The sequence below is a fragment of the Poritiphilus flavus genome (assembly GCF_009901585.1).
Classification (GTDB): Bacteria; Bacteroidota; Bacteroidia; order Flavobacteriales; family Flavobacteriaceae; genus Poritiphilus; species Poritiphilus flavus.
On the sequence record NZ_WXYO01000008.1, the window covers coordinates 421631 to 435492 of the forward strand.

Below are 13862 nucleotides of genomic sequence, written 5' to 3' on the forward strand. Positions count from 1 at the left end.
TCTGATGCTTGAGCGACTACTTCAGTGGGATAAAGAAACCTTAATTTACCTAAACAATCTTGGAGAAGAGGGTTTTGACTCGTTTTGGGTGTTGGCCACCGACATTACTAACTCCATTCCCTTTTATATTCTTTTCGGACTGCTGATTGGGATCACCCACAACAGAAAACAAGCACTGTACAAAATAGTCAGCTTAATCACCCTTATTATGGTAATTCTTTTGCTTACCCATTTGGTGAAGGAATCTGTCATGCGCTTAAGACCAAATAACGAACCCGCCCTGGAGGGGATGATCCGGGTATTAAGGGATCCTGAAAGTTATAGCTTCTTTTCAGGTCATGCCGCCACTTCCTTTGGCATGGTCACTTTACTGGTACTTTTCGTAAGGAAAAAACTCAAATGGGTCTGGCTTTTTTACATCTGGGCCGCCGTTTTCGCTTATAGCAGGATCTATGTCGGGGTCCATTATCTCCTGGACATCATTTGCGGTTTAGGGTTTGGACTACTGATGGCTTTCTTGTTTTACCGGATCTATAATCGATTTATCGCACCCGACTCAGCGTAATACCATCCCGGATCGGTAAAATTACCGTTTCTACTCTCGGATCTTCTTTCAAACTTCTGTTGTAATCCTGCAGGATTCGGGTGGCCGCATCTTTTTCTTCCGGAGGCTCTACCACCTTTCCTGACCATAACACGTTATCGGATAGTATAACCCCTCCCGGACGGGTTTTGGAGAGCACGCTTTCAAAGTAATCCGGGTAACTCGTTTTTTCGGCATCAATAAATACCAGGTCAAAAGTGACATCCAGTTCGGGGATGATTTCCAGGGCATCTCCGGTATGAAGGATTATCTGATCCGCGAATTCGCTTTTGCCAATATATTTACGTTGGATCCCCTCAAGTTCCTCGTTAATGTCAATGGTGTGAAGTTGTCCTCCTTCCTGCAGCCCTTCTGCCATACAAAGCGCGGAATATCCCGTATATGTGCCTATTTCCAGAATGTATTTTGGTTGGATGATCTTGGATAACATGCTGAGAACCCTCCCTTGGAAATGACCGGTTATCATCCTGGGACGCAGCACCTTAAGATGGGTTTCCCGGGTAAGTTGCCGAAGTAATTCGGGTTCTTCTTCGGAATGCTCGGTGATGTAAGTTTCCAGAGCGGCGGAAAGAAAATGCATCTGTTTTTTTGAGTAAAAATATAGAATTATATGCTACCTTCGGAAGGTATCTCTAGTCGTACTGCTATGGAAGGAATTAGCTTGAGAAATGCGGTGTTGGAAGACCTGGAAGTGCTTTTGGGTTTTGAGCAGGAACTCATCAAGGCGGAGAGGCCTTTTGACAGTACAATTAAGGATGACCCGGTCAGTTATTACAGTATTAAAGACTTTATAACAGATCCGGAGGTAGAGCTGATAGTGGCAGAACACCAGGGGAAGATCATTAGTTCGGGATACGCCAAAGAGAAAGAGGCCAGATCCTACCTGGATCACGATACTTATGCCTATTTGGGATTTATGTACACCGTACCCGAGTACAGGGGTAAAGGAGTAAATCGCCTGATCATTAACGCTTTGGTAGAATGGGCCCGGTTAAAAGGGTTACAGGAGGTAAGACTTACGGTTTATCCGGGTAATTTGCCTGCGGTAAGGGCTTATGAAAAGGTAGGTTTCGAAAGTGCATTGCTGGAGATGCGCATCTCAGATGAGAACCGCGATTCACAGTCCGATCGGGCTAAATAGCACACTAAATCGTAATTTTGAACAAAACACTACTATGCAATTTCGAAATGAACTGGATTTTGCTCAGGACTTAGACCAAAATGATCCGTTAAGGGTTTACCGCGAGCAGTTTCATTTTCCTAAGGTGGGGGGTAAGCAGGTCATCTACTTTACCGGTAATTCCCTGGGTCTGCAACCCAAGATCAGTAAGGACTATGTTGATGAGATCATGAAGGACTGGCGGGAACTGGCGGTGGAAGGGCATTTTTATGCGGAAAAACCCTGGTGGGATTATCATGAAAGGCTGGCTGCTCCTCTGGCTAAAGTGGTAGGAGCGAAGACCTCCGAGGTCTCCGTTATGAATACGCTCACCGTAAATCTTCACCTGCTAATGGTATCTTTTTACAGGCCAGACAACAAGCGTTTTAAGATCCTTTGTGAAGAAAAGGCCTTTCCTTCAGACCAATATATGCTTAAGAGTCAGTTAAGGCATCATGGCCTGGATCCGGAGCATGCCCTCATAGAGGTTAGAAAGCGCGAAGGAGAGCATTTTTGGCGCACCCAGGACGTGATAGACAAAATCCTGGAAGCTGGGGATGAGTTAGCCCTGGTACTGATAGGCGGAGTAAATTACTACAACGGCCAGGTCTTCGATATGGAGGCCATTACCAAAGCGGGTAAATCCGTGGGTGCCGCGGTAGGATGGGACCTGGCTCATGCAGTTGGCAATATATCCCTTTCACTGCATGATTGGGGTGCGGATTTTGCCGCCTGGTGTAGTTACAAATACATGAATAGCGGTCCGGGAAATGCCTCGGGCATCTTTGTACATGAAGATCATCTGGGGAAAAAAGATATTCAACGGTTTGAGGGCTGGTGGGGTACTGAGAAGGCTTCCCGATTTATGATGAAACCGGAATTTGAACCTATTTCCAATGCAGATGCCTGGCAGATCAGTAACCCTCCGGTACTGGCCCTGGCACCTTATTTGGCATCGCTGAAGCTGTTCGAGGAAGTAGGAATGCCCGCACTCATTGAAAAGCGGAAAAAGATCGTGGCCTATCTTGAATTCATTTTGGGGGAAGTCGCCGAGACCGTTTCTGGTTCTTTTGAAGTCATCACCCCGGAAGAAAGAGGCTGTCAGTTGTCCGTGCTGCTTCATGGGCAGGGAAGGCCGTTGTTTGATTACCTCATGAAAAACGGAGTAATTGTAGACTGGAGGGAACCCAATGTGATCCGGCTTGCACCTGCACCTTTTTACTGCAGCTATGAGGATATGTACCAATTTGGCCAGATCCTGAAGGAGGGAATCCTGAAGCTGTCTACTGTTGATAGTTTGGGATAGCCAACGGGATCCTGATACCAGGCTCCGTTTCTTCCAAATAGCGTATACGGAAATTCAAAATGTTTAAGCCAGTCTTTTCAGGCTGTTCTGGTAGTAAGAAGGAGTACTGCCTTTATTCCTTTTAAACTGTTTGGTGAAATAGGAAGCGTCCGAATAGCCTGAGCGATACATCACCTCGGATATGGTTAGGTCTTTATCTTCCAGAAGCTCCACGGCCTTATTAATTCGAAATTCATTAAGGAATTGAACAAATGGTTTCCCGGTCATTTTTTTGAAGAAGCGACAGAAGGAGTTGGTTGTGAGCCCGACATGGGCTGCCGCAGTACACGTAGAGATCTCACCTTCAAAACTGGAATTGACATAATTAAATATGGCCTCCAGCCTGCCTACTTCCTTAGGGCTGCAGGGAATGAGGGTTACCCTATCTAACAGGGTCTTGTACCGATCCCTGTCTGCCAGGGCCTCCAGGATCTGTAAAAATCGTATGATCTTTTGGGTGCTGTTCAGGGATGGAAAACTTTCGAAAGCTTCCGCCAATTCCATTTTCAGATCCTGATCAAACAGTAAAACCTTATTGCTTAAACGCAAAAAGTTCCTGAAAGACCGGAACTCCGGGAAATTCATGAGTTTTTGCTGTACAAATTCTTCATTGAATTGAATAACCACTTCCAGATTATCCGGGAAATCCCGGTTTCCAAAGTCGGCATGAGGGATGTTGGGCCCCAAAAAAATGAGGGCCCCGTTGTGGTAAGAAATCGTTTCCGTATCAACACTAAGTGTTCCGGAACCATTCTTAATATAGACCAATTCGTATTCCGGATGAATGTGCCAGTCCATAAGATCGCAGGAGCTTTTGTGATCGTACCAGGCAATCTTCAGGGATGTGTCCGAGGCAAGGTCAATGCTTTCGAATATGGGTTTCATACAATAAAATTATCTTTTTTTAAGCTATTTTCTTGTAATTGGGAATAGATCAACCAAAAAATGGAATAAATATACTTATCGGAACTGGGGCTTGCTTATTTATTTTGTGTGAAGAAGAGAGATTATCTCTGAATCCACAGTGCCACATTGTATATTTGCTAACCTTTAAGCCAAACCCTGTTGAATTCTTTAAAACTAATTCTTACCAACCCCCGATACTTTGGTCCTGCATGGGTGTTTGCCAGCCTTAATATCCTATTTGGAACCTGGGCGATTTACATCCCTACGGTCAAGGAACAGTTGGAGATCAATAAGTCGCAGCTCGGGATAGCCATATTTTTCCTTTCCCTGGGCGTTTTTACGGTTTTTCCCATGGCCTCATGGATCATTAACCGGGTAGGGGTAGGGAAAGCCACCTGGTACGGGGTAATTTTAAGTTGTCTTTCGGCCTTGTTTCCGCTGATCGCTCCCAGTTATTATACCCTGATGATCTCGCTTTTCCTTTTCGGACTTACCAATGGTTTTACGGATATCAGCATGAACACTTTAGTGACTGAATTGGAAAAGGAGGATAAGAAAAAATTCATGTCAGCTTCTCATGGCTTTTTTAGCCTGGGTGGGGTAATTGCGGGCCTTGGCAGTTTTGCAATCGTTTTTTTAGGGAACCCGGCCCTGCATATGGCCATCGCGGTAGCCCTGGTATTCGGGGTAAATTTTTTGTTTTACAAGAACTATCTGCATGTTCAGGCGGCCCCAATTGAGAAAGAACCTTTTAACTTAAAACTCTTTAAACCTCTGCTATTACTCGGAATCATTTCCTTCGTTGCTATGGGCAGTGAAGGCGCAATTGTAGATTGGAGCGGCCTCTTTCTCAAGGAAGTCAGTCTGGCGCCTGAAGCACTCTGGGGCGCTGGTTTCCTGGGATTTCAGACAACCATGACCCTGGGACGCTTTCTGGGTGACGGCATCAGTAACCGAATTGGCTCTTTGCGTATTGTTACCCTGGGCGCAATATTAGCTATTTTGGGCTATGTGCTTGTCTTAAGTACGAATACCTATTTGGCAATCGCCGGATTTGGACTTAGCGGTCTCGGCTTTTCGGTCATTGTACCTGAGATATTCCGTATTGGAGGTAACGTAAAGGGGGTAGAATCCTCCCAGGGAGTGGCCTTTATCGCGGGTACAGGATACTCCGGTTTTCTATGTGCGCCCCCCTTATTGGGAATGCTTTCGGAAAGATACTCCCTGACCAGCACATTTTATACCCTTTTGGGTTGTGCCCTGCTTATATTTTTAGCCGCTTTCTTTCTTAGAAGACGCCAACGAGGCTAATTAGCTGTTTTGACCTCTACTCCGGAAAAGTAAAGTTTAAAATCTTCATCTTCAGGCGCTTTTTGGTGCATTTTTGAAATTAGGATACCATTCATTTCCACGTTGTCCTCCCAGGTAGTGGTCATGGAAGGATCTGGCTGGTTTCCCTTCCTGAAAACCCATTCAGTGATCCTGTGATCATCTCCAAAATACAGATCATAGGCATCTCCGGGAGTATATCCACCTTCGCTGTTGTAGACAATAGTTAGTTTCTGGCTGTTTTCCTTGCTGATAGGTGCTGTTGCAGTCTCCTGGTGCTCATAGGTAAAACCGTCTGCATCCCAAACCAGGTTGAAGGGCACCAATAACCAGAATTTGTCATTGATAAAGGCTGCATCGGCCTTCATGGCAGTGCTATCCAGGGCATTTCGATTGAAAGTTATGGTGTCTCCCAGGGATATGCCGGTCACCTCGTTTTGTTGAGGTTTCCAAATCCATTTACGTTCAAAATGAGCGGTATCCCGGTCTACATTAAAGGTAAACCTTAACTCGCTTACTTTATTCCAGTCCTGATAACCATAAGCATTGGCAATTCTTTCTAAAACTGTGGGCTCCGGTGTTTCTGATACTGGTTTTTTTGCTTTTTCCTGCTTGCAGGAGTAGGACAAGGCAAGGATCACGATCAGTATAGTAATGGATTTTCGCATAATTTTTGTTTAATTGAGGATTGCAATATGTAGGATGTTGTTCATCCTAACTTCAAATTTAGACCAATTTTATGCAAATGTTGCCCATTTGGAAAACTTTGAAAGAAAAAGTGACCCGGGAACATAATGAGTGCCTAAAGGTAAAACGACCAACCCAAAGTTAATATTGGAACTGCAAAAATCCTCTGAAGGTCTCAGCGATGAGGAATTGGTAAAGGAGATCGTATCCCAAAATAACCCTTTGCTATTTGAATTTCTCTATGGTCGGTATGCCAAAGTAGTTTACAACAAATGCTATGGGTTTTCACGATCTATGCATGAGGCCAGAGACAATATCAGTATGACTCTGAAAACTGAAAAGGGGAAATCAATAATCGCCATAGAAGACATTGTGGAGAAAAAGGTAGAAATCGTGACGTGGTGTCGTAATTAGTTGTTGTTGTCTGCTTGGGGTGGGTCGTTAGCGGGCCTGCCCTTTTTTATTCTCTTAAGGGGGGGCGTCTAAGCAAATAAATAGAGCCGACATTGGCCTGAGAAGCTATTCGGACATCGAGGTCTGTTATTGGCAGGATTACTTTTTTCCAGCTATTATTTATACCGATAATTTGATTAATTTTGGTCTTTAACCAAAACGCAAAAATGAGTTCAAAAAAAGGAAAAGTTCAGGAAGCGATAGACGAAAAACTGTTGGAGGAGCGAAAAGTATTTCTATGGGGCATGGTTGATGACGACTCCGCAAAACATGTTATAGATCGTCTGTTATATCTGGATATGTTAAACAATAAGGAAATCCAGTTGGTCATAAACAGCCCGGGTGGCTATGTAACCTCTGGTTTCGCCATTTACGACACTATACAACAACTTAAAAGCCCGGTTTCTACTGTATGTTCAGGATTGGCCGCTTCCATGGGTTCCATATTGCTTTCTGTTGGGAAGAAGGGAAGACGGTTCATCCAGCCCCATGCCAGGGTCATGATCCATCAGCCGAGTGGTGGAGCCAGGGGACAGGCCTCCAATATTGAAATACAAGCCAGGGAAATTCTCAAGACCCGGGAAATCGGTGCAAAGATATTGGCTGATAATTGCGGGCAGACTATAGAGAAGATCATGAAAGACTTCAACCGCGATTATTGGATGGGAGCTGAAGAGTCTATAGAATACGGAATTGTAGACGCTGTTCTGGAATAATCCTTTAAGTAAATTCTGAGCACAAAAAAAGTCCTTCACTACTTATAGTCGTAAAGGACTTCCTGGATATATATGGACGCCTAAGCGGAAAATTCAATATATATACGCAGGGAGGATCACCTCTGGTCGTTAGGGTAATGTTAAAAAAGGATTAAATTAACCTTGGGCGCGTCGCGATATTTTTTAATTTTAAGACCTATGCACCTACAGAACGCTTCATGATGCAAATCCCTAAAGACATTGCAATAGTGGGCTCTGGCTTAGTGGGTTCTCTTCTTGCAATTTACCTCAGGAAATTAGGCCACAAAATCACAGTCTTTGACCGTCGTCCGGATATCCGTACCGTAGAGTTTTCAGGAAGGTCTATCAATCTTGCCATGAGCAATAGGGGCTGGAAAGCCCTAAGGGAGGTGGGAATAGAGGATATCATAAAAAAGATCGCTATCCCTCTGGACAAAAGGGCCATGCATATTGGTGAGAATCCGGTGTATTATCAAAAGTACGGCAAGGAAGGGGAGGCCATTTGGTCCATCTCCCGCGGGGTGCTCAATCGCAAGATGATCGACCTGGCGGAAGAGGCTGGCGTTCAATTCCGTTTCAACGAGAAGGTCTGGGACATTAAACTTCCACAGGCCAAACTGTTTACCGGGGAATCTGAAAAGTCGGAGTGGCAGGAATACCGTTTCGACCTGGTATTTGGATGTGATGGAGCCTTTTCACGGATCAGGCATAAAATGCAACGAAGGAGTAGGTTTGATTACTCACAGGATTTCCTCGATGTGGGCTATAAAGAACTGACCATTCCCCCGAATGAGGACGGATCGCACAAGCTGGATAAGAACTCCTTCCATATTTGGCCCAGGGGTAAATTCATGTTCATCGCCATGCCCAATATAGATGGTAGTTTTACCTGTACCCTGTTTTTGCCTTTTGAAGGTAGTGTCTCTTTTGAGAGTATTACTGATAAATCAGAGGCCAGGGCCTTCTTCAAAACCCATTTCCCGGACGTTTCCGGCTATATTGAGAATCTGGCGATGGATTTCTTCAAAAATCCCACCAGTGCTTTGGTTACTATGAAATGCTATCCATGGACCTATTGGGACAAGGTGGCCCTTGTAGGCGATTCTGCCCATGCAGTCGTGCCTTTTTACGGTCAGGGAATGAATGCCGGTTTTGAGGATATTTACAAACTGTATCAGTGGATAGGCCGCTATGGTGATGACTGGGAAGCCATTTTTAGAGCATATCAGGAAGACCGGAAACCCAACGCGGATGCGATTGCGGAGTTGAGCTACAGGAATTTTATTGAAATGAGCAGTAAGACTGCTGATCCCATGTTTTTGCTTCAGAAGAAAATAGAGAAGCGCTTTGCCGAGAGACATCCGGATAAGTGGATCCCTGTATACTCCCGGGTAACCTTTTCTGACCGGCCCTATGCGGAAGCCCTGGCTCTTGGAGATGCGCAGGAAGCCATTATGCAAAAGATCATGAAAATGCCGGATATTGAGGAGATTTGGGATTCTCAGCAAGTAGAACTAGAGATCCTGGATGCCCTGGCCGCCCAACGCTCTAATGAGGTTTCCCGCCAGCCCTGATCTCTGCCCGGCGCATAGGCATAGCATCAATACGCTCAAAGATCAACTTCGGATCCACTGGAAATGCCTTTCTGAACTTTTCGCCACCATCCTTACCTATCAGGATGACCCCTTGAAAAGACTTACTCGCAATGCTATTTATCTCAATTGCTGTCTTTGTACCATCTGCCGCCAGCACACTGTCTCCTGTAAAAACAAAAACCAGCAAGTCCCGCTCTTCCATCTCCTTTTTTTGATCCTGAAGTAGTTTTAACTGCTTTTGTCTTGCAGCGATATCCTTCCCGGAGTCCATGATAAGCAAGATGCGGTTCTCCCAGCGAAAATCTCTTAGCTCCTGTGCAAAGGCTGGCTCCACGAAGAACAACAACAAGATCAGAAAAAATAACGGCTTACAAAGCGCTGGCATAATTGAATGCTTTTCATCTAAGATAAAAAATCCAACTTATGGATTGTAAATTTTAGGTGTTAAGAGTTGGGTGTTGGGTGTTAGATGTTAGGTTTTGGGTGTTGGGTTGAATTTTACCAGAAACTTGGTACTTAAAACTTAACACTTTGGATGTAGATAGACTTAAGTTTTGGAAAGTCTAACTTAAAGTCTTGAAGAGTTTAACTTAAAGTCTCGGAAAGTTTAACTTAGGTTTTGGGTAAGTTTAAGTTAAAGTCCTGGAAAGTCTAAGTTAAAGTTTAAAATTAAGTTTTATTTCTTGGGTTTTCGCTTAGCGCTGCACGCTATTTTCTTCCGAAAAGCTATAATGGATACCAGGGCCTCATAAATTAGTGACTAATTGTCCCTTTTTGCCGTGCATTACTATCCCCCGATAACTATCGGGCTCGTCGGATGCTGCAAAAGCAATGGATAAAGGACACCTTCTCCGTAGGTATTTTGGCGGTTGCCAGCCTTGCGTCGAGCCAACAAAATCCGTCTATACTTCGGAGAAGGGTGCCACATGGTCTTGTGAGAGTAAACCTAAGAAAAAACAAAACCACAGCAGTGCTGCTGTGGTTTTTGTACAGTAATCTGTCTATTTAAGTTCCAACCCATAATTTAAACTAGCCAAAGCTGAATGGAGGTGGTTAGGTTTATTTTCGCACGGATTACACTTGTCCTCCTCTTGTGGAAATCCGAGCTATCTGGGTTTATATTCGCTCGGATTATACGGATTAGACTTGTCAGCCTCAGATGAAAATCCTCGCCATTCGGTTACAAATCCGCACTATCTGGTTAAATCCATTCCTCTAATCTCCACCCACTATCCAAATTTTCTATCAATAAAGTATCGTTCCATATGCCCCAAGGAGAAAGTTTTTTTTGTTCATCATTGAGTGTTTTTACTAATTTTCTCTTCATGGTTGCGGTGTCAATAATATGCCAACCCAATTTTTCTTCCCCTATTTGATGAGGTGATCGCATAAATTTTGGTTTTTCAAAAAAACCTATATCTGAATTCCCAACTAAAGCAACTATTCCTTGTTTTAGAGCATATTTTAGTGGAAAGCCAACCAAGAAAAAATCACTTTTAAGAATATCATCTATGGTTTGTTCCGAATTGTCCCATATTTTGTAAAAAACCTTTATGATTTCTCCTTCTAATTTATCGGAGTGTACGCATTGCATAAATGCATACCCTTTTTTTGTTTGTATTTTGAATATATCACCTAAGTTAATTTTTATTCTTTTAGCCATATTTATTGATATCCTATTGATTTAAGTAATTCATGTCCCCGTTCTAAAGCTTTTGCATATTTAGGGTTCTTTTTTGAGATACTATTAATCTTATTAATAAGTGTTCCTCCATTTTTCTGAAGTTTATGAATTTCTATCAGAGCTTGTTCCACCGCACGTGCATCTGCTTTTGTTAGATTTTCCAACAGTTTTTCAATAGCAATACCTTTATTTCTTAGATGTTCAGCACCCCTTCGAGCTAAATTATTAGTTATACCTACATACTTAACTCCTTTCGCTCCTCTGGATAAGTAAACAAAATACCTTGCTGCATTTTTCAACCCCCCTATCAAAGGTGATATTTCAAATTCTAAGGCCTTATCTTTATCTATCTCAAGAATGAACCCTTCCGGTAGTCTCTCCAATGAACTGGAAAACAAATCGTCCATTTCCAAATATTCACCTACCTCATATGTTTTCCCTTTTTGTTCTTTGCCTATAACATTTTTCGCACTTCTTTCGTTCAGGTAAATATTGTCGTCACCATCGTCTTTATAATCAATTATCCTTCCTGTCCTATCAACAACTGTGGAAGTTTTATGATTTGATCTAAAATCTACGGCACCAATAAAATCATAATTATTATCTCCATCTAATCCGCCTGTTCCAAAAGGCATCATCCCATCAGGGTCTATGAAACTTATAGGATTGTTGAAGGCAAAGTTGTAAGGGGAGTACCTACGCATATCCTCTGCCAAAGGGTCGATGTTCATCCATCTACCTAAACTAGCGTCGTAATTCCTGGCCGAGAAGTCTAACCACTCTAGATCTAACGCATCCTGTTCCTCTTTTCCGTTAAACCCATACTTATGATCCCTGCCATTCTGAATAGTACTATACCCATGGTGCTTCAATCCAAAAGGATAGTAGTTGTTAATCTCTCGGATCTCAGTGGATGCCGTAATGATTCCGTCACCATTGTCATCGCCATAGGCCAACCGAATGTTCCCCAAATGATCTTTGTACTGGTAGATGTAATCATAGCCCCCACTACCATCGGGGTTAAAATCATGGTATGAATTTATAACCAAAACTTTCTAACGAAAATAATAACGGCTATAAGCAGTAGCGCCCCCCCATAAAGAAATTGTGCAGGGTCATATTCGTTAGGGAAAAGTAATTCGTTACCTTCTTCATTAATCAACATTTTCACGTTATCACGATTTGAGACAAGATGGCAAAACCGATTGCTGGTTTTTTTAATATAAACTCGATTGTTATACCTAATCTTACTGTAGGGTGGTCTTCTACCTAAATTATCACATGAGTTTGGAGCTTCGAGGATTTCTGCCAAAACTTCTTCGTTTCTCTCTTGAACCGTCCTCTTCTCAAATGTTCTTGTAATTATCACACATGAAATCACAGCCATTATTACCACACTTATTACAAAAACAATGTCTAGTCGATTTTTTATCATTTTACAGGTAATTTGAAGACTCTACTGCTTTGTTTTAAATCTATAATCTTCCAATGCCTTTTCTAAACCGCTTTTGGCAGTTTCTTTAGCCGAGGCGTCTTTGAAATCATTTATCGCTTTGTTGGTATTTTGTATGGTCTCTTTTTTATTTTTCAAGTTTTCAACTTTCTTTTTGGATTCTTTCACTGCTTCTTCTCTTGTTGGCCTAGGATTATCGCCAGCGACCCTTTCCGCCCTGTCAAGTTGTCGTTCAGCAGTCTTAATTTTGTTTTCCTTTACATTTGGAAGATTCACTTTTGGCAGTTCAATATTTTCAAGAAGCGCATCAGTTGCCATTTCCAATGGATCTACTGTCTTCTTTTTATCAACTATCCCTTGTTTGAGAACATTTCCTCCTGCCGCAGTGGAAGATACAGCTATTGCCTTATACGCCTTGGATACCGAACCAACGGTTTTAATACTTGAAAGGCCACCGGTAGCGGCTCCAGTAGCAGTGGCCAAAAGCAACTTACCACCATCTACATCGGTTAATGCGTCTCCGAAGCTTTGCCCTTCAACCAAATTGACCGTCACCTGAGTAGCATATTCAACAGCGAACCCTATTACCGCCCCCCAACACCAAGGGCATTCTCCATCTGGGTCATTCATATTTGTGGGGTTGTTCCAACTAAAGTTATATGGACTGATATCCACCTGTAGAATATCATCAGCCTTCGGGTCAATTACGCCCCATCTCCCTAAATCCGACATGTAGTGTCTAGCTCCAAAGTCGTAAGTATTGTATCCTAGGCTTTCATCAAATTCCTGGCCATTGTATTGAAACTTTTTCGCTATGGAGTTGCCAAAAGTAGAAACATTTGCGTTGTAACCTTTATGAGACAATCCAAAAGGGTAGTAATTCGTTTCCTTGATGATCTCACTGGTTTCAATATTCCCATCATTGTTCGCGTCGGTGTAGCTCAATCTTATATTGTCCAGATGATCTTTATATTGGTAAACATAATCATAGCCACCGGAACCATCGGGTTCTACGTAGCCTTCAGGGTGGTTAAAGAATTGTAGGTTACCCTTCTCATAGATATAGTTCCCCGCATAATCAGTTGTCACAGAACTTACCGACGGTTGTTCCACTACCTTGCGTAGTTTTACCCCCGTGGCGTCATAAATATATTTAATCTTTTTCTGATCACTGTTATCAAACTTTATTTGTATAGGTAGGTTTAAGTGGTTATACGTGATCCCATCTGCACTGCTGGTACCAATGCCTTTGTTCAGGTCGCGGACCATGTTGCCATTAGCATCATACCAATAATCCTGGTTGTCTGCAGTGCTGTCCTTAAAGCCGTATACCGCATGGCCGCTATCCTTTACCCTGGTCAGTTTATTACCGCTGTCGTAGTAGTATTCCAACTTGTCCATATGGCTTAAAACTGTGGCGTCGGCATTGTACTGTCCCCTGCGGTTGAGGGTCAGGATATTACCGTTCTTGTCATAGGTAACCCCATAGAGACGGTAATTCATGTTTGTGCTGTTGTCTATGGCTCCGGTAATACGGTTTAAGGCATCATAGCTGTAGCGGTACCAGCGTAAGGTATTGTCGTTGGCCGTTTTCCAGGCGGTTTCCGCGATATTGCCATTGTAAAGGGACGCTCCTCCGTATTGGGTGTCATTGTAATTGATCCCAAAAGCGAACAGATCACTGCCCATACTGGAAGGATCGTTGATCTGTTTGAGCCAACCCCGGACATTGTAGCTATAGTCTACTACTTGTAGCGGAGAGGCCGCCGTATTGCCCACCTGTTTTTTGACCAGTTGCCCCAGACCGTCGTAGGTGTTGTGTGCCAACAGCTCGGTATGGCTGCCCAGGGTCTGTTCTTGTTTTAAGAGCCTGCCCAAAGCATCGTAGGTAAAGGTATCGGTGGTTACAA

General features: G+C 43.2%; 16 protein-coding genes. 8 read left to right on the forward strand and 8 right to left on the reverse strand.

From position 1 onward, the window contains the following. Window positions 1–4: 4 nt before the first annotated feature. On the forward strand, window positions 5–565 hold the full coding sequence (locus GTQ38_RS19060) for a phosphatase PAP2 family protein (protein ID WP_161437152.1): 561 nt from the start codon (window positions 5–7) through the stop codon (window positions 563–565). On the opposite strand, the gene GTQ38_RS19065 is transcribed toward GTQ38_RS19060, so the two are convergent. Beyond that, the gene (locus GTQ38_RS19065) at window positions 543–1184 is read right to left on the reverse strand and encodes an O-methyltransferase (RefSeq protein ID WP_161437153.1); all 642 of its coding nucleotides are present in this window, start codon (window positions 1182–1184) and stop codon (window positions 543–545) included. The genes GTQ38_RS19060 and GTQ38_RS19065 overlap by 23 nt on opposite strands. Before the next feature lie 30 nt (window positions 1185–1214). Here GTQ38_RS19065 and GTQ38_RS19070 point away from each other — a divergent pair, with 30 nt between their 5' ends. Together GTQ38_RS19070 and kynU are read left to right on the forward strand one after the other, a co-directional pair. Continuing rightward, window positions 1215–1745, forward strand: coding sequence for a GNAT family N-acetyltransferase (locus GTQ38_RS19070; RefSeq protein WP_238858034.1), 531 nt, complete (start codon window positions 1215–1217; stop codon window positions 1743–1745). A 34-nt stretch (window positions 1746–1779) separates the two neighbouring features. Further along, window positions 1780–3069 (forward strand): kynureninase, encoded by a 1290-nt coding sequence (gene kynU, locus GTQ38_RS19075; protein ID WP_161437154.1) that lies wholly within the window; start codon window positions 1780–1782, stop codon window positions 3067–3069. Between the two features lie 63 nt (window positions 3070–3132). Here the strand turns inward: kynU and GTQ38_RS19080 are convergent, their stop codons facing one another. Then, on the reverse strand, window positions 3133–3993 hold the full coding sequence (locus GTQ38_RS19080) for an AraC family transcriptional regulator (RefSeq protein WP_161437155.1): 861 nt from the start codon (window positions 3991–3993) through the stop codon (window positions 3133–3135). 180 nt (window positions 3994–4173) lie between these two features. Between GTQ38_RS19080 and GTQ38_RS19085 the strand changes: the two genes are divergently transcribed. Then, window positions 4174–5325 carry an MFS transporter gene (locus tag GTQ38_RS19085; protein ID WP_161437156.1) on the forward strand — a complete coding sequence of 384 codons (1152 nt, stop codon included), beginning with the start codon at window positions 4174–4176 and terminating at the stop codon, window positions 5323–5325. On the opposite strand, the gene GTQ38_RS19090 is transcribed toward GTQ38_RS19085, so the two are convergent. Continuing rightward, a complete protein-coding gene (locus GTQ38_RS19090; RefSeq protein WP_161437157.1) occupies window positions 5322–6011 on the reverse strand; it encodes a hypothetical protein in 690 nt (229 codons plus the stop codon). The two genes, GTQ38_RS19085 and GTQ38_RS19090, sit on opposite strands and share 4 nt — an antisense overlap. Window positions 6012–6177: 166 nt before the next feature. Here GTQ38_RS19090 and GTQ38_RS19095 point away from each other — a divergent pair, with 166 nt between their 5' ends. The 3 genes from GTQ38_RS19095 to GTQ38_RS19105 all read left to right on the forward strand — a co-directional run bounded on the left by GTQ38_RS19095 (window position 6178) and on the right by GTQ38_RS19105 (window position 8794). Beyond that, the gene (locus GTQ38_RS19095; protein WP_161437158.1) at window positions 6178–6444 is read left to right on the forward strand and encodes an RNA polymerase sigma factor; all 267 of its coding nucleotides are present in this window, start codon (window positions 6178–6180) and stop codon (window positions 6442–6444) included. Window positions 6445–6650: 206 nt separating this feature from the next. After that, window positions 6651–7199 carry a ClpP family protease gene (locus GTQ38_RS19100; protein ID WP_161437159.1) on the forward strand — a complete coding sequence of 183 codons (549 nt, stop codon included), beginning with the start codon at window positions 6651–6653 and terminating at the stop codon, window positions 7197–7199. Window positions 7200–7417: 218 nt separating this feature from the next. Beyond that, complete coding sequence (locus tag GTQ38_RS19105; protein ID WP_161437160.1) at window positions 7418–8794, forward strand: FAD-dependent oxidoreductase; 1377 nt, start codon at window positions 7418–7420, stop codon at window positions 8792–8794. Here the strand turns inward: GTQ38_RS19105 and GTQ38_RS19110 are convergent. From GTQ38_RS19110 to GTQ38_RS21065, 3 genes are all read right to left on the reverse strand, one after another. Further along, window positions 8769–9200 carry a DUF4174 domain-containing protein gene (locus GTQ38_RS19110; RefSeq protein ID WP_161437161.1) on the reverse strand — a complete coding sequence of 144 codons (432 nt, stop codon included), beginning with the start codon at window positions 9198–9200 and terminating at the stop codon, window positions 8769–8771. The genes GTQ38_RS19105 and GTQ38_RS19110 overlap by 26 nt on opposite strands. Window positions 9201–10016: 816 nt before the next feature. Further along, window positions 10017–10478, reverse strand: a complete 462-nt coding sequence (locus GTQ38_RS19115; RefSeq protein ID WP_161437162.1) for a hypothetical protein — start codon at window positions 10476–10478, stop codon at window positions 10017–10019. Window positions 10479–10480: 2 nt separating this feature from the next. Then, complete coding sequence (locus GTQ38_RS21065; RefSeq protein ID WP_238858042.1) at window positions 10481–11371, reverse strand: RHS repeat-associated core domain-containing protein; 891 nt, start codon at window positions 11369–11371, stop codon at window positions 10481–10483. On the opposite strand from GTQ38_RS21065, the gene GTQ38_RS21070 reads away from it, so the two are divergent. After that, a complete protein-coding gene (locus tag GTQ38_RS21070) occupies window positions 11327–11536 on the forward strand; it encodes a hypothetical protein (RefSeq protein ID WP_238858043.1) in 210 nt (69 codons plus the stop codon). The genes GTQ38_RS21065 and GTQ38_RS21070 overlap by 45 nt on opposite strands. 2 nt (window positions 11537–11538) lie before the next feature. On the opposite strand, the gene GTQ38_RS19125 is transcribed toward GTQ38_RS21070, so the two are convergent. Beyond that, a complete protein-coding gene (locus tag GTQ38_RS19125) occupies window positions 11539–11934 on the reverse strand; it encodes a hypothetical protein (protein ID WP_161437163.1) in 396 nt (131 codons plus the stop codon). Between the two features lie 21 nt (window positions 11935–11955). After that, window positions 11956–13862: RHS repeat domain-containing protein (locus GTQ38_RS19130; protein WP_161437164.1), on the reverse strand; the 1907-nt coding region annotated here is incomplete at its 5' end.

Bases quoted from the DNA above. Each gene is read 5' to 3' on its own strand.
- GTQ38_RS19060 (WP_161437152.1), top strand. From the start codon at position 5: ATGCTTGAGCGACTACTTCAGTGGGATAAAGAAACCTTAATTTACCTA.
- GTQ38_RS19065 (WP_161437153.1), bottom strand. From the start codon at position 1,184: ATGCATTTTCTTTCCGCCGCTCTGGAAACTTACATCACCGAGCATTCC.
- GTQ38_RS19070 (WP_238858034.1), top strand. From the start codon at position 1,215: ATGCTACCTTCGGAAGGTATCTCTAGTCGTACTGCTATGGAAGGAATT.
- kynU (WP_161437154.1), top strand. From the start codon at position 1,780: ATGCAATTTCGAAATGAACTGGATTTTGCTCAGGACTTAGACCAAAAT.
- GTQ38_RS19080 (WP_161437155.1), bottom strand. From the start codon at position 3,993: ATGAAACCCATATTCGAAAGCATTGACCTTGCCTCGGACACATCCCTG.
- GTQ38_RS19090 (WP_161437157.1), bottom strand. From the start codon at position 6,011: ATGCGAAAATCCATTACTATACTGATCGTGATCCTTGCCTTGTCCTAC.
- GTQ38_RS19100 (WP_161437159.1), top strand. From the start codon at position 6,651: ATGAGTTCAAAAAAAGGAAAAGTTCAGGAAGCGATAGACGAAAAACTG.
- GTQ38_RS19105 (WP_161437160.1), top strand. From the start codon at position 7,418: ATGATGCAAATCCCTAAAGACATTGCAATAGTGGGCTCTGGCTTAGTG.
- GTQ38_RS19110 (WP_161437161.1), bottom strand. From the start codon at position 9,200: ATGCCAGCGCTTTGTAAGCCGTTATTTTTTCTGATCTTGTTGTTGTTC.
- GTQ38_RS19115 (WP_161437162.1), bottom strand. From the start codon at position 10,478: ATGGCTAAAAGAATAAAAATTAACTTAGGTGATATATTCAAAATACAA.
- GTQ38_RS21070 (WP_238858043.1), top strand. From the start codon at position 11,327: ATGATCCCTGCCATTCTGAATAGTACTATACCCATGGTGCTTCAATCC.
- GTQ38_RS19125 (WP_161437163.1), bottom strand. From the start codon at position 11,934: ATGATAAAAAATCGACTAGACATTGTTTTTGTAATAAGTGTGGTAATA.